The sequence below is a fragment of the Pseudomonas ficuserectae genome (genome assembly GCF_024584585.1).
Taxonomy (GTDB): domain Bacteria; phylum Pseudomonadota; class Gammaproteobacteria; order Pseudomonadales; family Pseudomonadaceae; genus Aquipseudomonas; species Aquipseudomonas amygdali.
The window spans coordinates 5991940-6010052 of the sequence record NZ_CP085684.1; the positions used below are offsets into that span (position 1 = coordinate 5991940).

Sequence of the window (18113 nt, forward strand, 5' to 3'; positions counted from 1 at the left end):
ACAGGAAGTGATTGATGTCCGACACTCTGCTGGACTGGCAAGCTGCTGCATTGCCCACAACCAACACACTGACAGGCCGTTTCATTCGCCTGGAAAAACTCGACGCCACACGTCACGCCGATGACTTGTGGGCTGCGCTTCAGGGCCCGAATGCCGACCCGAAACTGTGGGATTACCTGCCTTACGGGCCTTTTATCGAGCGCAGTGCCTTTGATGCATGGCTGTCCGGGCATCAGGCAGCGTCCGACCCATGGTTTTATACGGTCGTCGATCAGCAGACCGGTAAAGCCGAAGGTGTCATCAGCCTGATGTCGATCGTCGCCGCCCACGGGCGTATCGAAATAGGTCATGTCACTTTCAGCGCGGCCATGCAACGAACCCCCAAAGGCACCGAAGCCATTTACCTGCTGGCCAGGGAAGCATTCACGCTGGGCTATCGCCGCCTGGAATGGAAGTGCAACGCCAACAACGCCCGTTCCAAACGCGCAGCCCAACGTTTCGGCTTCAGCTACGAAGGCACCTTCCGCCAGCACATGGTAGTCAAGGGCCAGAGCAGAGACACAGCGTGGTACTCGATACTCGACAGCGAATGGCCTGAATTGCAGAAGGCCTTTGAATGCTGGCTGGCTGTGGATAACTTCGCGGACGGGCAGCAGATCAAAGGGCTTGAGGCGTTTCGCTGATCCTGAGGACGCAGAGCGTCGAGAACGGCATTCCCACGCTGGAGCGTGCGCAACGATAGCGGTGACAACCGGGCCCGCCTGCACAGAATAAAAAAAGGGAAGCCACGAGTGCTTCCCTGAGGTAAATCGTTGAATTATCTGTATGTGCCCGGTCAGTCTTCGATCTCGACCAGAACCTCACCCGGATTGACGCGGTCGCCCTTGGCAACGTGAATCGCCACAACCTTGCCCGCGACCGACGCCTGGACCTCGGTTTCCATCTTCATGGCTTCGGTGATCAATACCGCCTGCCCTGCTTTGACCATATCGCCTTCCTTGACCAGCACATCGACGATATTGCCCGGCATGGTGGTGCTGACGTGGCCCGGTGCATGAGCCTGCTTGCGTTTGCTGGCACCGCCGCCGACAAATTCGTTGAGCGGTTCGAACACCACTTCTTCCGGCATGCCATCGATGGACAGGTAGAAGTGGCGCTTGCCCTCGGCCTTGACGCCCACGCCGGTGATGTCGACCCGATAGGTTTCGCCGTGCACATCAATCACGAACTCGGTCGGCACGCCCTCGCCGCCCGCTCTGGCCACGCTTCCGGCTTCGGGAATCGGCAGCAGTACTTCCGGCGTCAGCGTTCCAGCTGCACGCTCTTCAAGAAACTTGCGGCCGATGTCCGGGAACATGGCAAACGTCAGCACGTCCTCTTCGGATTTGGCCAATGCGCCGATATCGGCACGCAACTTGGTCATCTCCGGCCTGAGCAGATCGGCCGGGCGAACATCTATCAGTTCTTCATTGCCAATGGCCTGACGACGCAGCTTTTCATCCACCGGCCCCGGCGCCTTGCCATAACCGCCCTGTAGATAAAGCTTCACTTCATTGGTGATGGTCTTGTAGCGCTCGCCAGCCAGCACATTGAAGAACGCCTGAGTACCGACGATCTGTGAGGTCGGCGTTACCAGCGGTGGATAACCGAGGTCTTTGCGCACGCGCGGAATTTCAGCCAGCACTTCGCCCATGCGATTGAGCGCGCCCTGCTCCTTGAGCTGATTGGCCAGGTTGGAAATCATCCCGCCAGGCACCTGATTGACCTGCACACGGGTATCGACCGCCGTGAATTCGCTTTCGAACTGGTGATACTTCTTACGCACCGCGTAGAAATACAGACCAATTTCCTGCAACAGCTCCAGGTCCAGCCCGGTGTCGAACTCGCTGCCCTTGAGCGCCGCAACCATCGACTCTGTGCCCGGATGACTGGTGCCCCAGGCAAAGCTGGAGATCGCCGTATCAATATGATCCGCGCCGCTTTCAATGGCCTTGAGCTGGCACATGGCAGCCAGGCCTGCGGTGTCGTGGGAGTGAATGAACACCGGCAGCGACTGTTCGGCTTTCAGCGCCTTGACCAGTTCACCCGTGGCATAGGGAGTCAGCAGACCGGCCATGTCCTTGATCGCCACCGAATCGCAGCCCATCGCTTCCATCTGCCGGGCCTGTGCGACGAACGCTTCGATGGTGTGCACCGGGCTGGTGGTGTAAGCGATGGTGCCTTGCGCATGCTTGCCCGCAGCTTTTACCGCTTCGATCGCAACGCGAAGGTTACGCACATCGTTCATGGCATCGAAAATACGGAACACATCGATACCATTCACCGCCGCCTTGGCAACGAACGCCTTGACCACGTCATCGCTGTAATGCCGATAGCCCAGCAGGTTCTGGCCGCGCAGGAGCATTTGCAAACGGGTATGGGGCAAGGCCGCGCGCAGTTGACGCAGGCGCTCCCACGGATCCTCCTTGAGAAAACGCACGCAGGCATCGAAGGTCGCGCCGCCCCAGACTTCCAGCGACCAGTAACCGACCTTGTCGAGCTTGTCGCAGATCGGCAGCATGTCCTCGGTACGCATGCGGGTCGCCAGCAATGATTGGTGAGCGTCACGCAGGATGGTGTCGGTTACGAAAATCTTCTTGGACATTTCACTATTCCTTACAGACCGGCGTGTGCGGCAATGGCGGCGGCGATGGCCAGAGCCAGCTCTTCGGGTTTGCGCTTGATCGAATAATTGGTCAGCTCGGGGTGGCTCTCGACAAAGCTGGTGTTGAATTCACCGCTGCGAAATTCCGGGTTACGCAGAATTTCCTGGTAATAGGCAGCCGTGGTCTTCACTCCTTGCAGGCGCATGTCATCCAGCGCACGCAGGCCACGGTCCATCGCCTCCTCCCAGGTCAGCGCCCAGACGATCAGCTTCAGGCACATCGAGTCGTAAAACGGCGGAATGGTGTAGCCGGTGTAAATCGCCGTATCGGTGCGCACGCCTGGTCCTCCGGGCGCGTAATAGCGGGTGATCTTGCCGAAACTGGGCAGGAAATTGTTCTTCGGGTCTTCGGCGTTGATCCGGAATTGCAGGGCAAAACCGCGGTGAATGATATCTTCCTGCTTGATCGACAGCGGCAGGCCGGACGCAATACGGATCTGCTCGCGAACAATATCGATGCCGGTGATTTCTTCGGTGATGGTGTGCTCGACCTGAACCCGGGTATTCATTTCCATGAAGTACACCTCGCCCTCGGCGAGCAAAAACTCCACGGTCCCTGCGTTCTCGTAACCGACAGCCTTGGCCGCACGCACCGACAGATCACCGATATAAGCACGCTGCTCGGGAGTCAGTTGCGGGCTGGGGGCGATTTCGATGAGCTTCTGGTTACGGCGCTGAATCGAGCAGTCGCGCTCGAACAGGTGCACCACATTGCCGAAGCTGTCACCGAGAATCTGCGCTTCGATGTGCTTGGGATTGACGATGCACTTCTCGAGAAACACTTCCGCCGAGCCAAAGGCCTTGGTTGCTTCGGAAATCACCCGGGGGAAGGCCTGCTCGAGTTCTTCGCGGCTGTTGCAACGGCGTATGCCGCGCCCGCCGCCCCCGGAGGTGGCCTTGAGCATTACCGGGTAACCAATACGCTCGCCTTCGACCAGCGCCTCGTCGATGTCCGCGACGTTGCCTTCGGTGCCGGGCGTAACCGGCACACCGGCCTTGATCATGCTGCGCCGCGCTTCGGTCTTGTCGCCCATGCGACGAATCACTTCTGCGGACGGACCGATAAACTTAATGCCACGTTCAGCACAGATGTCGGCCAGCTCGGCGTTCTCCGACAGAAAGCCATAACCGGGATGCAGCGCATCGCAGCCAGTCTCTACCGCCAGATTCACCAGCTTGCGCGGGTTCAGGTAACCGGCCAACGGTTCGGCACCAATGCTATAGGCTTCGTCAGCACGTTTGACATGCAGGGCATGCCGGTCCGCGTCGGAAAAGATCGCGACCGAGCGAATACCCATTTCGGCGCAGGCACGCACGATCCGGACGGCAATCTCCCCGCGGTTGGCTATCAGAATTTTTGTTATCACTGGCGTTTTCCTCGACCCGTTTTTGTAACAGGGCATGTGACTGAATGCCGCAGGGACACCCTATGCCGAATCAAGGATTAACAAAAATGAGTAAAAGTTGGGACATGCATAAGTAAAAGCTTATAGTTGAAGCTTCTTGTCGTCCCAGGAAGCTTTTATAAATGCGTAAGTCATTGATGCGTATGACATTGCGTCAGCTGCGTATTTTCAATGAAGTATGTGATCTGCGCTCATACAGCCGTGCAGCCGAAGAGATGTCTCTGACGCAGCCTGCCGTCAGCCTGCAGATTCGCCAGCTTGAAGAGCTGATCGGCCAGCCGCTGTTCGAATACGTCAGCAAAAAGCTCTACCTGACTGAGGCGGCGCAGGCACTGCAACTGGCCAGCCGGGATATTTTCGGACGCCTGGAAAGTCTCGACATGCAGCTTTCGGACATGCAGGGCTCGCTGCAAGGCCAGTTGAAGCTGGCGATTGAATCCAGCTGCAAGTATTTCATCCCCCACCTTTTCGCTGCATTCAAACGCCAGCACCCGGAAGTCAGCCTGAGCCTGATGGTTGTCAATCGTGCACAGATCATCAGGCGATTATCGGACAACCGCGATGATCTTGTAGTGATGTCAGCGGTTCCGCTGGATATGGGCCTGGAGTTTCTACCTTTTCTCAGCAACCCGATTGTCGCCGTAGCACCGCCTGACCACCCGCTGAGCAGCCTTGCGACGCTGAACTTGAAAGACCTGGAGCCCTGGCCGTTGCTGACCCGGGAAACGGGATCAGGTACACGCCGGGCCTGCGAGGAGTACTTCAAAGAGAAACGCGTGCATTTCACGCAGACGCTGGAGGTGTCTTCCAGCGAGGCGCAACGTGAATGCGTGGTCGCCGGACTGGGCCTGGCGATACTGACACGGCATGCGGTCTGCCAGGAACTCGCCACCGGTGCTCTCGTGGAGCTACCCGTGGCGGAGCTGCCGCTGTATCGAAGCTGGTGCGTGGCTCAGGCCCGAGACAAACGCCTTTCACCTGTGGCACATGCCTTTCTTGCGTTCATCCGCACCGAACGTGCGCAGATCAACCAGCTTGTCGAGCGTTTCGACGGTCGACCGCGGGCAACTTGATAGTCTGCCATACAGCGTTGTCGATACCATCCATGTAGTCACACAGCTCCTGATTAAGCTGACGCGCTTCACTGTAGCTCTCAATAGCCCGACGAAACTCCATGCGGCGCTGGTCTTCCTGCTGGCGGCGGGTTTTCACGGTGCTGGTAGGTAAATCATCGTAATGCCGAGCCATATCCTGTCTCCCAATACGTTTTGTGGGAGCACCAGAATGGAGCGCGACAGTGACAATCAGGCGGCATGCAGATGACAGATCGATGAATTCCGCTCGGTTGAGCGATCAGTCTTCGTGAGTCTTTATCGACTTCGGCGACAGACGCAAGCCGCGCAGGCTGCGCTTGACGCTCTTGAGGTGATTGACCAGGCTCGGGCCGCGGGCCATTGCCACGCCCATCGCCAGCACATCGATCACCACCAGGTGCGCGATACGGGACGTCAGCGGCGTGTAGATTTCGGTGTCTTCATGTACATCGATGGCCAGATTGACCGATGACAGCTCGGCCAGCGGCGTCTGGCTTGGGCACAAGGTAATCAGCGTCGCGCCGCTCTCGCGGACCATATTGGCGGTGATCAGCAAGTCCTTGGAGCGCCCCGACTGCGAAATGCATACCGCGACGTCTGTCGGCTTGAGCGTGACCGCCGACATCGCCTGCATGTGCGGGTCGGAATACGCTGCCGCGGTCAACAGCAAACGAAAGAACTTGTGCTGCGCATCGGCAGCCACTGCACCGGAAGCGCCAAACCCATAAAATTCGACCCGATTGGCCCCGGCCATGGCCGTGACTGCCATCTGTAAAGCATGGGGGTCGAGGTTTTCGCGCACTTCCATCAGCGTGTGCAGGGTAGTGTCGAAAATCTTCAGGCTGTAGTCGGCGACCGAATCGTCTTCGTGAATCGCGAACTGGCCGAAACTCGCACCCGCCGCCAGACTCTGCGCCAGCTTGAGCTTGAGGTCCTGAAACCCGGTGCACCCAATGGCGCGGCAGAAGCGCACGATGGTCGGCTCACTGATGCCGACGCTGTGCGCCAGATCCGCCATGGAACTGTGCATCACAGCCGCAGGGTCAAGCAGCACATGATCGGCAACCTTGAGCTCCGATTTGCGCAGCAAATTACGTGACTGGGCGATGTGTTGCAGCAGATTCAAGGGGCAGACTCGGCAAAAGGAAGATGGGCTGGGTTGTAGCTTTCTTGTAGTTATACTACATGACCTGCAAACCGCCCAGTTAAACGACGCTGAAACCTGTTACACGGGCCCTGAATGGATGAATCGAAAAAAATTGTGGGAATAATCCTACATTAAGCGGAATCCTGCGCCTGGCCTGCGAATGGCCAATCTTCAAGGTCGACTGACCGCGCTCGACCCTGCAACGCTCGACGACCGGTCGTCAGCACCCGGTCATTTTTATTGCCTGACGCAAAGCATGGTTTGCCCGGCATGACGCAGCACCCTAGAATGCGCGGATGCGCGATGATCTCTCTCTTCTTCTGAATTCCCTCAACGATGCCCAACGTCAGGCCGTAGCCGCCTCATTGGGTCGTCAGTTGGTCCTGGCTGGTGCTGGCTCCGGCAAAACCCGTGTGCTGGTGCATCGCATCGCATGGCTGATGCAGGTTGAGCAAGCCTCCCCGCATTCGGTTCTGTCGGTGACGTTCACCAACAAGGCTGCCGCCGAAATGCGCCACCGCATCGAGCAGCTGATGGGCATAAGCCCTGCTGGCATGTGGGTGGGTACCTTCCACGGTCTGGCCCACCGCCTGCTGCGAGCGCACTGGCAGGAAGCCGGGCTGGTGCAGACCTTCCAGATTCTCGACAGCGATGACCAGCAGCGCTTGGTAAAACGCGTGATGCGCGAGCTGGGCCTGGATGAGCAACGCTGGCCTGCACGTCAGGCACAGTGGTTCATCAACGGCCAGAAAGATGAAGGCCTGCGCCCGAAACATATTCAGGCCAGCGGCGATCTGTTCCTGACCACCATGAAAAGTGTCTACGAAGCCTACGAGGTCGCCTGTCAGCGGGCCGGCGTCATCGACTTCTCCGAACTGCTGCTGCGCGCACTCGACCTGTGGCGCGATAATCCGGGTTTGCTCGCGCATTATCAGCGTCGTTTCCGCCATGTATTGGTGGATGAATTCCAGGACACCAACGCCGTGCAATACGCGTGGCTACGCCTGCTCGCTCAGGGTGGCGACAGCCTGATGGTGGTCGGCGATGACGATCAGTCCATTTACGGCTGGCGTGGCGCGAAGATCGAGAACATTCACCAGTATTCCTCTGACTTCCCGGACACCGAAGTCATCCGCCTGGAGCAGAATTACCGCTCCACAGCGAGCATCCTCAAGGCTGCCAACGGCTTGATCGTCAATAACAGCGGCCGCCTGGGCAAGGAGTTGTGGACTGACGTCGGCGATGGCGAGCTGATCAACCTGTATGCCGCCTTCAACGAACACGATGAGGCGCGCTATGTGGTTGAGACCATCGAAAGCGCGCTGAAAACCGGCATCTCGCGCAACGACATCGCCATTCTGTACCGTTCCAACGCCCAGTCGCGGGTGCTCGAAGAAGCCCTGCTGCGTGAGCGTATTCCATACCGCATTTACGGCGGGCAGCGCTTCTTCGAACGCGCCGAAATCAAGAACGCGATGGCGTATATGCGCTTGCTGGAAGGTCGTGGCAACGATGCAGCGCTGGAGCGGGTGATCAATGTTCCGGCTCGCGGCATCGGCGAAAAGACCGTCGAAGCGATTCGCGAACATGCGCGTCATGCCGACGTCTCCATGTGGGAAGCCATGCGCCTGCTGGTCGCCAACAAAGGCCTGACCGGCCGCGCCGCCACGGCCCTGGGCGGGTTCATCGAGCTGATCGAGAACCTGTCGGCGAAGGTCATGGAGATGCCGCTGCACCTGATGACCCAGACGGTTATCGAGCAGTCCGGGCTGATCACCTATCACGAGCAGGAAAAAGGCGAGAAAGGCCAGGCGCGGGTAGAAAACCTTGAGGAACTGGTCAGCGCGGCCCGTGCTTTCGAGAATCACGAAAGCGAAGAAGACCTGACGCCACTTGCAGCGTTTTTGGGGCATGCCTCGCTGGAAGCAGGCGACACCCAGGCGCAGGAGCATGAAGACAGCATTCAGCTGATGACCCTGCACAGCGCCAAGGGCCTGGAGTTTCCGCATGTGTTCCTGGTGGGCATGGAGGAAGGGCTGTTCCCGCACAAGATGAGTCTGGAAGAGCCGGGGCGCCTGGAAGAAGAGCGACGTCTGGCTTATGTCGGCATCACCCGCGCCATGAAACAGCTGGTGATGACCTACGCCGAAACGCGTCGTCTGTACGGCAGCGAAACCTACAACAAGGTCTCGCGTTTCGTACGCGAGATTCCGCCGGCGCTGATCCAGGAAGTGCGCCTGTCCAACAGCGTGAGTCGTCCGTTCGGTGGCACTCCGAAGTTCAACAGCAGCAGCCTGTTCAACGGCACCGGCATTCCGGAAACCGAGTTCACCATGGGCCAGCGCGTACAGCATGCGGTGTTCGGCGAAGGCGTGATCCTCAACTTCGAGGGCGCTGGCGCTCAGGCACGGGTGCAGGTCAACTTCGCCGAAGGCAGCAAGTGGCTGATGATGGGCTATGCGAAGCTGGTGCCGTTGTAGCGTTCAGGGGTTGGGCGCGGTGCCAGTTCTTGTTCCCGCGCTCGGCGTCATACATAGTCCGCTTTTGATTCTGGCCGCAGGACGCGGGAGCGAGCTTGCTCGCGAAGGCGCTGTTTCAGTCGATGCATTTTCGGCGATTATAAAGACCTTTTCGCGAACAAGTTCGCTCCCACGCCCTTCGGGCAGAAGCACAGAGGCCATTTATTCCGGGCGTTCCAAGACCTGTGTATAACCTCGGTGCGTGGGGCTAATCACAAGTCTTACGAAGCGCGCTGAAAAGTCCTACGCTATTTATGTAAAAGTCCGAAACACTAACGCGCTGGTCATGTAGTCATCTGCTGTGCAACATGGCGCGCGTGCAATCACAAAACGGGAATACCCTTATGCAACGTTTTTTAAGCATCGCGATGGCGCTGTGCATCGGGCTCACCATGAGTCTGGATGTGAACGCCGCGCGTTTCGGTGGCGGCAAAAGCATGGGCTCGGCGCCTACGCATCAGACACGTCAGGCCGCACCCTCCACGCCTGCGGCAGCGCCTAACGCTGCTGGCCGTCCTGCGCCTGCGGCAAGCGGTGCGTCGCGCTGGCTGGGCCCATTGGCCGGTATCGCTGCCGGTGGCCTGCTCGCGTCGATGTTCATGGGTGACGGCTTCAACGGCCTGCAACTGTTCGACATCCTGATCATGGGTCTCATCGCCTTCCTGATTTTCCGCTTCATTGCGCGTCGTCGTCAGCAGCAACAGCCGAAAATGGCCGCTGCCGGTGCACCGTACCAGCGTGAAAGCAGCCAGCCTGCGCAGAACCCGATCTTCGGCAGTTCCTCACCGGCCTCCGCTGCGCCAGTGATCAACGCCCCGGCCTGGTTCAACGAAGAGCGCTTTCTGGAAGCCGCTCGTGGCCACTTCCAGTCGCTGCAGCAGCACTGGGACGCCAACGAAATGGACAAGATCGCCGAGTTCGTTACCCCGCAAATGCTGCAGTTCCTGAAAAAGGAACGTGCGGACCTGGGCGATGGCTTTCAGTCGACATACATCGACAACCTCCAGGTTCAACTGGACGGTGTGGATGATCGCGCCGACAAGACCATCGCTACCCTGACCTTCTCGGGCGTGTCCAAGTCGTCGCGCTTCGACCAGGGCGAAGTGTTCAGCGAAAGCTGGAATATGGAGCGCCCACAGGGTGATAACCAGCCGTGGCTGGTAGCAGGAATTCGCCAGAACGGTTGAACCAGATTCCTTTCTCGCGTTCAGAACCCCGGACATGTCCGGGGTTTTTGCTTATCCGTTCGGATAGTTATTTTGAGAAAGGCTTTACGCTACTGTATAACCCGCGCCATCAAGTGAGAGGATCTGTGTCGTGGAAGAAGTCATCGAACAACTGCGTGAAGCAAACGAACCGGTCCCGGTTCCGCTTGAGCTGCCAGACGAAGACCAACTGGTCGAAATTGAAGAACAACTGTTCATCAATATTCCGTTCGTCTTCAAAGAGTTTCTCCTGACGGTCAGCGATGTGGTGTACGGCAGCCTTGAGCCCGTCACCGTGACCGATCCGCAGTCGCACACCTATTTGCCGGACGTGGCCGCCACGGCCTGGGATCTGGGCGTGCCGCGCGAGCTGATTCCGATCTGCCAGGACGGCGACGACTACTACTGCGTCGAGGAAGACGGCACGGTCGTGCTGTGGTCCGCCGAAGAGGAACTGGTCACCGAGGAAAGCTGGGAGTCAGTCTGGCACTGGGCTCGGGATGTCTGGCTGGAAAGCTGAGACACCCCGTTCGGTAAAGACTGTAAGGTAATCGCCGGGCTCAATGCCCGGACGATTCCTGATTATTGCCCAGCGTCTCCAGCAGCGCGATCTGCATCCGCGTATGCACGCGGATCAGCCAGCGCCAGAGCAGCGCCGCAACCAGAGCGGCAATCAGGGCGATGACCAGCAGCAATTCGTTGGCAGGCAGAATGCTTGCCGACAATGCTGCCAGCATCACGAAAATCACCACCAGCGACAACAGCGGAATCACTTCCGCCACGACCTTGCGCACCCGCACGGTATGTCGGCCCGCCATCTCGGGTTTGACGCCCATCTCCGCCAGCAGCATCGACAGCGCCTTGAGCTTGCGATACGCCGCAATCAGAAACGGCAGCGACAGCAGCAACGCCGCGCCGCAGATCCAGGCTTTCTGGTGACTGACATCGGCCACCCATTCGTCCATGTATCCGCCAAGACGCTCGGCAAAGTAGCCACCGCTGAAGAAAATCGCCATTACCAGCGCCAGATTGACCCCGACCTGTAGCAGAATCCTCCGGATCATCCCGGCAAGCACTGCACTTTGCCCTTGCGGCTGAATGCTGCGCAGCCATTCACCGTACATGCCGAACACCCGCGCCACCCGCCGGGGCATTATCGACGCCAGCTTGAGTGACAGCGGATCAGCACCGCGAATCAGATAGGGCGTCAGCAAAGTAGTAATGGCTGATACCGCCACTGCCACCGGGTAGAGAAAGTCGCTGGTGACCTGCAGGGTCATGCCCAGCGCCGCGATGATGAAGGAAAACTCGCCAATCTGTGACAGTCCCATGCCCACGCGCAGCGAGGTACGGCCATCGTTGCCTGCGATAAAGGCACCCAGACCGCAGGACAGCATCTTGCCCAGCACCACAGCGACAGTGATGACTGCAATCGGCCAGGCATATTCCAGCAGGATTTTCGGGTCGATCATCAAACCGATGGCGACAAAAAAGATTGCGCTGAACATGTCGCGAACCGGTTCTATCAATCGCTCGATTTTCAGCAGCTCACGCGACTCGGCCATGATAGCGCCGATCAGGAACGCGCCCAGCACCATGCTGTATTCCAGCTTGACCACCAGCAGGCAGAAGCCGAAACACAGGCCCAGCACGGTAATCAACAGCATTTCATTGCTTTCGAACCTGGCGACATAAGACAGCAAACGGGGCACCAGCAGAATCCCGATCACCAGCGCTACGATCATGAACAGCGACAATTTGCCGACCGTGGAAAACACTTCCCCCGAACTGACGGAGCCGCTGACTGCGATGCCGGACAACAGCGCAATAATGCCGATGCCGAGAATGTCTTCGACGATCAGCACACCGAAGATCAACTGGGCAAAATGCTGGTTCTTCATCTTCAGGTCGTTGAGCGCCTTGACGATGATGGTGGTGGAAGAGATCGCCAGAATCGCGCCGAGAAACAGCGAGTCCATGGTTTTCCAGCCAAAGAACTGGCCGATCTCGTAGCCGATCCAGATCATCAGGGCAATTTCCAGGAACGCCGCGATGAACGCCGTCGCGCCGACCTTGAACAACTTGCGCAGGCTGAATTCCAGCCCCAGGCAGAACATCAGGAAAATCACTCCCAGCTCGGCCAGAATCTTGATGGTGTCCTCATCGTGAATCAGGCTGACCGGTGGTGTATGCGGACCGATAATGAAGCCCGCCACGATATAACCGAGCACCACTGGCTGCCTGAGACGGTGAAAAAGGATGGTCACCACGCCGGCCACCAGCATGATTACTGCCAGATCCTGAATGAAATTGATGGCATGCATGGGAGTACGGCTCCTTGTGGGTGATGACTCCCAAAACCGCTGGCGCTGTTCTTGCAACGGCGTCGGCGGGTAATTGCGCCATCAAAATCGGATGAAAGCGTAGGAAAATTCCCGATCCACGGGTTTTTGCAGGTTAACACCGCCCCCTTCGACATAAAGCCGGTGCAATATATGGAAACAGATAGTTATGACGCGTGACGGCCGCCTGCTGGCCAGCGTCCCGATAACTGTCGCAAGCCCCATTGAGCGCCAGCATAGGCGCCCCTTGAACACCTTGACCGTGTGAGTACGCTATGGAACCCGGAAACGCCCAGCTGTCGATGACTGTATTGATGACCCCGGACATGGCCAACTTCTCTGGCAATGTACACGGCGGTACGTTGCTCAAGTACCTGGACGAAGTGGCCTACGCGTGTGCCAGCCGCTACGCCGGACGCTATGTGGTAACGCTGTCGGTGGATCAGGTGATTTTTCGCGAGCCGGTGCATGTCGGCGAACTGGTGACCTTCCTTGCGTCGGTCAATTACACCGGCAACACGTCCATGGAGGTGGGCATCAAGGTGGTCACCGAAAACATCCGCGAGCGCTCGGTACGCCATTCCAACAGCTGCTTTTTCACCATGGTTGCCGTGGACGACAATCGCAAACCCGCCAGCGTACCGCCTTTGGAACCGGAAACCCCGGAAGGCAAGCGTCGTTTCATTCAGGCGCAACAACGCCGCCAGATTCGTCAGGAACTGGAAAAGCGTTACCAGGACATCAAGGAAGAAGCCTTGTAAGAGACAGGCTCAGACATGGATGCTGAGCCCTCGGTTACCTCTGAAGGTTACAGACGCACAGCGTCGAACTTCACCCGTGGGCGCGCGATGCGATCCTGAGCGCGCACCAGTTCCAGCTCGTAACTGCCGCAAGCCTGCGTTTCCAGCAACACTTCGTGGACTGCCGCTGCGGTGAATTCGAACGCTGCGACCAGATCGTCGCCCAGTAAAATGCGTGACAGGAACAACCCGGACGTCAGATCCCCCACACCGACCGGCTGACGTGGAAATGCCAATAGCGGGCGACGCAGGTGCCAGCTTGCCTCGGCGGTCACCAACAGCATTTCAAAGCCGTCGGCAGCCTTGCCGGGGTAATCAAGGTGTTTGACGACAACCGCTTTGGGACCCCGCGCCAGCAAGGCCCGCGCCATCGCCAGGCAGTCGGCCAGCGATTCGGGCTTGCGGCCAGAGAAGCTGTCCAGCTCCAGTTGATTGGGGCACATGAAATCAGCCATGGCCGCAGCCTCTTCCAGCAGGAAGTCGCTGACTTCAGGCGCAACGATGCAGCCTTTTTCAGGATGGCCCATCACCGGGTCGCACAGGTACAGCGCCTTCGGATTGGCAGCCTTGATGCGCGCCACGCCGGTCAGAATCGCCCTGCCCTGCGCCGCACTGCCCAGATACCCGGACAGCACGGCATCACAGTTGCCCAGTTCGCCGATGGCGGCTATCCCCTCGATCAGCGCGGGAATCTGCTGCGGGGCCAGCACTTCGCCTGTCCACTGCTTGTATTGTGTGTGGTTGGAAAACTGAACCGTATTGAGCGGCCAGACATTGACCCCGATACGCTGCATCGGGAACACCGCTGCGCTGTTGCCGGCGTGGCCGAATACCACATGGGACTGGATAGCGAGCAAGTGAGGCGTACGTTTCATTGGGGGCGGAATCCTGAACACGATGCAAATGCAATAATGAGAAATATAAGTTGCGCAGTATGGCTGTAAATCACTCAGGGCAGTTAAGCTGGTGACTCCTACGCTGGAGCACTCCGTCATGCTGACCCTGGGAAACATCTTCGTGCTGATGCTGTTCGCAAGTGCTGCGGCATGGTGGTGGCACGCCCATGGTCTGCGAGAGAAAGCGCTGGCGCGCGTCAAGCAGCATTGTGCACGCCTTGAGCTGCAACTGCTGGACGACGCCGTTGCCCTGCGCCGCCTGACCTTTGCCCTCGACGCTCAGGGTCGCAAGCGCTTGGCCCGCGTGTATGGCTTCGAGTTCACGGTGACCGGCGAGCAGCGTCACCCTGGCACGATCACCATGTTCGGCGCGCACACTGCGCAAATCGAACTGGCACCCTACCCGTTTGAAATCAAGACGCCACCACCCAGCGCTGAAATTATTCAAATGAGCGAGTGGCGTCAATCGCATCAGAAATGGAAGCAATAGCGGCTGGTTAAATGCAAATAGTTGTGGGAGCGAGCTTGCTCGCGAAGAGGGCGTCAAAGCCCCCGAAAAGAGGGCGTTTGAAGGGTCGCCTTCGCGAGCAAGCGGCGCATCACGCCAGACACTCCACCATCTGCGCCTGCAACTTATCCACATCCTGCGGTGTAGAGAAGATCAATTCCAGGCGTGAATCCTGACGCCATTCGCTGATTTGCCAGGCCAGCGGAGCACCGTCGACCACGTTGCCGGAATACCAGCCGCCTTCGCTGTGGATAACCATCTTCGCGCGCCGCCACTCAATGCTTTCCAGCCAGTACAGAATGCGCTGCAGGTCGAAGCGCTGCGAGGGATGCCAGCGCCAGCCGATGCTCCAGCTTTCAGCACTGGCCTGAATCAGGCAGATCGGTACCTTCGGGTCGACCCATAGCGCAGGCAACTGGCCAACGCTGTTGGGCAGCATCAACTTATCCACAGCCTGTTTATCCACAACGGCAGCGCTGTTGAACCCTGGTATCTGGCTCGGGTGCAGCTCCCCGTATCGGGTCCAGATCAAGGCGTGCGGCAGCAACTGCTCGGCCAATGCCAAGCGAGAGACTTCATCCAGTTGCTCGGACTTGTTCATGGCCACAAGCCCTGCATCCGCCAGTGCTTCCTGCTGAGTGCTCGGCAACGGTTGTCCGGCGAGCATTGCTTGCGCGTCCAGCACCACCACGCCGGGCTGAACATTCAGGACGCCGCGCCAGGGCGCCTCGCGCAATTGCGCCATGAGTTGCGCAGGATGACCCAACCCCGAAGGCTCGATCAGCAGACGATCAGGCCGGGCCTTGCGCAACAACCGCCCCAGACCGATCTGGAACGGCACGCCATTGACGCAACACAGGCAGCCGCCAGCCACTTCGCCAAGTGCGATACCATCGGCATCCGTGGTCAGCAGGGCGGCATCCAGACCGATCTGTCCGAACTCATTGATTAACACGGCCCAGCGTTCATGGGCGGGTTTCTGCGCCAGCAGGCGTTTGATCAGGCTGGTCTTGCCGGCGCCCAGCGGGCCACCGATGACATGCGTCGGTATGTTTTGCAGCATGGGATCACTTTTGACGAATGCGTGGGTCATTGAAGAGCAAGGAAGGGTAATGATGCAAGTGATGTGGCTGCCCGTCCGCCTGGCACTGATACTGCTGACAGTGAGTTCGGGTACGGCGTGGGCCGAGGCGTGTCTGGTCCACAGCCAGGCCGAAAGGCTGGATGTGAAAGTCTGCCAGGAAAATATCAATATCCCGGCAGACCTGTTCCACGACAGCTTCTGCAAGCCACAACTGGCCGGGCAGAAGACCGAAACGACCTACTCGCAACAGTGCCCGGCAGGTGCCTTCGGTGTCTGTCGCAATGCGCAGGTCGCCAATCTGCCGTATCGCGAGCACATTCACTATTACGGGGTCGCCCGTGACGCGCTGTACCTCAAGCCCTTCTGTGAAGGCCAGAGCAAGGGGCAATGGGTAACGCCTGAATAAAGCTTCAGTCCAGCCAGTCCAGCGTCAGAATCAACCTGCGCTCGTTACGCAGCAGTTGCGGCGAGCGATGGATCAAACCGAACCCCTCGTTACCGTGCCAGCGTTCACCCTTGAGCAACGCCACTTCCCCGCTGTTGATCTGCTGGATGTCGGCGGCATTGGTGGGCTCGGCATCGAGGCGACCGAGTTGTTTGCGGTCCATGACGTCTTCATGCAGCCACTGGCTGCCCACCCCGCCATAAGTGGTGATGAGGCGCACCGGCACATGATCGACATGGAAACGCGGGCACATGGCTTTATCGAGCACCCGCAGGCGCAGGCCAACGCACTCGGCACCCAGCAGACAGGCATAAGCGCTGACCAGCCAGGAAACGTCGGCAATGAAACCCTGATATCCCTGCAAATCGGAATATCCCCGAGCCAGCGTGGTCAGGTCAGGCTCGACTTCACCCCCCCTTACTTGCAGGGGCATGGACTCGGCAAGGGGCTCGCCCATCGACAGCAACAAGGCACCGAAATCTTCGATGTGCGCAGGCAACTGACGCTGCCAGACCGCAAGGTTGACGTCATCCTGGAGGATCTCGCTCAATACCTCAGGCGTGCCGCCGTGTGCCTGACGAACGGCGTTCTTGTCATTCAAACGATAGGCCAGCATCAGGCAGCCACCTCTTCTTCGTACCAGTCGCCAAAAGGGTCGGCCAGCGTTCGCCAGCGCTCGACACCCGCCTCCATTTCCGCATCAGTGAGCAGGCAGTTATCCAGCTCGGCGGTCAGCCGTGCAAAATCGATGTTCTGGCCAATGAACACCAGTTCCTGACGGCAGTCACCGGTTTCAGTCGACCAGTTCTCCAGAATGGATTTGACGCTTTCTCTGTCCTCTGGCCAGCTTTCACGGTTCACGAAGCGCCACCAGCGTCCGGCAAAACCGTGGCGCATCAAGCCGCCCGCCTGCGACCAGCTACCTGCATCCTTGTATTTGCTGGCCAGCCAGAAGAAGCCTTTGGAGCGCAGCAGTTTGCCATTGGTCCATGGGCGATTGATGAAATTGAAAAAACGCTCCGGATGGAACGGGCGCCGGGCACGATAGGCAGTTGATGCTATGCCGTACTCTTCGGTTTCCGGCGTGTGTTCGCCGCGCATTTCCTTGAGCCAGCCCGGGGCCTGAGACGCGCGCTGGAAGTCAAAACGCCCGGTGTTGAGAATCGTCGCCAACGGCACCTGGCCCATCACCATCGGCACAATCTCGGCTTCGGGGTTGAGGCGCTTCAGGATCGCCATCAGCTCTTCACGCTCACTGGAGCTGATCAGGTCGATCTTGCTGAGCAGGATGACGTCGGCAAATTCGATCTGCTCGATCAGCAGGTCGGTAATCGAGCGGTCATCGTCTTCACCCAGGCTTTCACCGCGTGTGGACAAGCCGTCCGCCGCTTCGTAGTCGAGCAGAAAATTCACGCCATCGACGACGGTGACCATGGTGTCCAGACGCGCCAGATCCATCAGGCTTTTGCCAGCTTCGTCACGAAAAGTGAAGGTCTCGGCCACTGGCAGTGGTTCGGAGATTCCAGTGGATTCGATCAATAAATAGTCAAAACGACCGTCCTGAGCAAGACGACTGACCTCTTCGAGCAAGTCCTCGCGCAAGGTGCAGCAGATGCAGCCATTGCTCATCTCGATCAACTTTTCTTCCGCACGGTTCAGGCTGACATCGCGCTGAACTTCGCTGCCGTCGATATTGATCTCACTCATATCGTTGACTATTACGGCAACCCGCAGGTTTTCACGATTACGCAGCACATAATTGAGTAAAGTGCTTTTACCGGCCCCTAGAAAACCGGACAGAACGGTAACGGGTAGAAGATTTGCCATCAGGATTCTCCAGGCAGCTGCAAGGCTTGAACCTTGTTCATGTCGGCTGCAACGAATCCCTCAGGCAGCCGGCTCTAATCACACCGAGATATTATAGTATAACAACACATAATAGCTACGGCGTTGGTGAAGGGAT

The 18113-nt window shown here is 58.5% G+C and carries 17 protein-coding genes; 8 read left to right on the forward strand and 9 right to left on the reverse strand.

Going from position 1 to position 18113, the window contains the following annotated elements:
- The first annotated feature begins 14 nt into the window (after positions 1 to 14).
- On the forward strand, positions 15 to 683 hold the full coding sequence (locus LJU29_RS26930; RefSeq protein ID WP_005756991.1) for a GNAT family N-acetyltransferase: 669 nt from the start codon (positions 15 to 17) through the stop codon (positions 681 to 683).
- A 152-nt stretch (positions 684 to 835) separates the two neighbouring features.
- Here LJU29_RS26930 and oadA read toward each other — a convergent pair whose 3' ends face one another.
- Both oadA and LJU29_RS26940 read right to left on the reverse strand, forming a co-directional pair.
- On the reverse strand, positions 836 to 2644 hold the full coding sequence (gene oadA / locus LJU29_RS26935; protein WP_257111444.1) for a sodium-extruding oxaloacetate decarboxylase subunit alpha: 1809 nt from the start codon (positions 2642 to 2644) through the stop codon (positions 836 to 838).
- 11 nt (positions 2645 to 2655) lie between these two features.
- Positions 2656 to 4071, reverse strand: a complete 1416-nt coding sequence (locus LJU29_RS26940; protein WP_002555912.1) for an acetyl-CoA carboxylase biotin carboxylase subunit — start codon at positions 4069 to 4071, stop codon at positions 2656 to 2658.
- A 161-nt stretch (positions 4072 to 4232) separates the two neighbouring features.
- Here LJU29_RS26940 and LJU29_RS26945 point away from each other — a divergent pair, with 161 nt between their 5' ends.
- Entirely contained in the window at positions 4233 to 5183 is a 951-nt protein-coding gene (locus LJU29_RS26945; protein ID WP_057454251.1) for a LysR family transcriptional regulator, read from the forward strand.
- Here the strand turns inward: LJU29_RS26945 and LJU29_RS26950 are convergent.
- Both LJU29_RS26950 and hexR read right to left on the reverse strand, forming a co-directional pair.
- Positions 5137 to 5322 carry a PA3496 family putative envelope integrity protein gene (locus LJU29_RS26950; RefSeq protein ID WP_004659112.1) on the reverse strand — a complete coding sequence of 62 codons (186 nt, stop codon included), beginning with the start codon at positions 5320 to 5322 and terminating at the stop codon, positions 5137 to 5139. The two genes, LJU29_RS26945 and LJU29_RS26950, sit on opposite strands and share 47 nt — an antisense overlap.
- Before the next feature lie 141 nt (positions 5323 to 5463).
- Positions 5464 to 6330 (reverse strand): transcriptional regulator HexR, encoded by an 867-nt coding sequence (gene hexR, locus LJU29_RS26955; RefSeq protein WP_257111445.1) that lies wholly within the window; start codon positions 6328 to 6330, stop codon positions 5464 to 5466.
- Positions 6331 to 6647: 317 nt separating this feature from the next.
- Between hexR and uvrD the strand changes: the two genes are divergently transcribed.
- The 3 genes from uvrD (at position 6648) to LJU29_RS26970 (ending at position 10595) form a co-directional block, all read left to right on the forward strand.
- A complete protein-coding gene (gene uvrD / locus LJU29_RS26960; RefSeq protein WP_005734962.1) occupies positions 6648 to 8831 on the forward strand; it encodes a DNA helicase II in 2184 nt (727 codons plus the stop codon).
- 383 nt (positions 8832 to 9214) lie between these two features.
- Positions 9215 to 10057 (forward strand): Tim44 domain-containing protein, encoded by an 843-nt coding sequence (locus LJU29_RS26965; protein WP_002555918.1) that lies wholly within the window; start codon positions 9215 to 9217, stop codon positions 10055 to 10057.
- A 130-nt stretch (positions 10058 to 10187) separates the two neighbouring features.
- Entirely contained in the window at positions 10188 to 10595 is a 408-nt protein-coding gene (locus tag LJU29_RS26970; RefSeq protein WP_004659120.1) for an SMI1/KNR4 family protein, read from the forward strand.
- 40 nt (positions 10596 to 10635) lie between these two features.
- Here the strand turns inward: LJU29_RS26970 and LJU29_RS26975 are convergent, their stop codons facing one another.
- Positions 10636 to 12399, reverse strand: a complete 1764-nt coding sequence (locus LJU29_RS26975; RefSeq protein WP_011169911.1) for a cation:proton antiporter — start codon at positions 12397 to 12399, stop codon at positions 10636 to 10638.
- Between the two features lie 293 nt (positions 12400 to 12692).
- Between LJU29_RS26975 and LJU29_RS26980 the strand changes: the two genes are divergently transcribed.
- Positions 12693 to 13178, forward strand: a complete 486-nt coding sequence (locus LJU29_RS26980; protein ID WP_002555921.1) for an acyl-CoA thioesterase — start codon at positions 12693 to 12695, stop codon at positions 13176 to 13178.
- A gap of 47 nt (positions 13179 to 13225) precedes the next feature.
- Here LJU29_RS26980 and pdxY read toward each other — a convergent pair whose 3' ends face one another.
- Positions 13226 to 14092: a pyridoxal kinase PdxY gene (gene pdxY / locus LJU29_RS26985; RefSeq protein ID WP_005756976.1), complete on the reverse strand. Its 867-nt coding sequence runs from the start codon at positions 14090 to 14092 to the stop codon at positions 13226 to 13228.
- Between the two features lie 118 nt (positions 14093 to 14210).
- Between pdxY and LJU29_RS26990 the strand changes: the two genes are divergently transcribed.
- A complete protein-coding gene (locus LJU29_RS26990) occupies positions 14211 to 14603 on the forward strand; it encodes a DUF3301 domain-containing protein (RefSeq protein WP_004659125.1) in 393 nt (130 codons plus the stop codon).
- A 109-nt stretch (positions 14604 to 14712) separates the two neighbouring features.
- Here the strand turns inward: LJU29_RS26990 and LJU29_RS26995 are convergent, their stop codons facing one another.
- Positions 14713 to 15684 carry a CobW family GTP-binding protein gene (locus tag LJU29_RS26995; RefSeq protein ID WP_257111446.1) on the reverse strand — a complete coding sequence of 324 codons (972 nt, stop codon included), beginning with the start codon at positions 15682 to 15684 and terminating at the stop codon, positions 14713 to 14715.
- A gap of 52 nt (positions 15685 to 15736) precedes the next feature.
- Here LJU29_RS26995 and LJU29_RS27000 point away from each other — a divergent pair, with 52 nt between their 5' ends.
- On the forward strand, positions 15737 to 16111 hold the full coding sequence (locus LJU29_RS27000) for a hypothetical protein (protein ID WP_054995542.1): 375 nt from the start codon (positions 15737 to 15739) through the stop codon (positions 16109 to 16111).
- Between the two features lie 4 nt (positions 16112 to 16115).
- Here the strand turns inward: LJU29_RS27000 and LJU29_RS27005 are convergent, their stop codons facing one another.
- Positions 16116 to 16766, reverse strand: coding sequence for a DUF1826 domain-containing protein (locus LJU29_RS27005; RefSeq protein WP_002555926.1), 651 nt, complete (start codon positions 16764 to 16766; stop codon positions 16116 to 16118).
- Positions 16766 to 17977 (reverse strand): zinc metallochaperone GTPase ZigA, encoded by a 1212-nt coding sequence (zigA, locus tag LJU29_RS27010; RefSeq protein ID WP_004659130.1) that lies wholly within the window; start codon positions 17975 to 17977, stop codon positions 16766 to 16768. The genes LJU29_RS27005 and zigA overlap by 1 nt, the downstream gene beginning before the upstream one ends.
- Positions 17978 to 18113 lie beyond the last annotated feature (136 nt).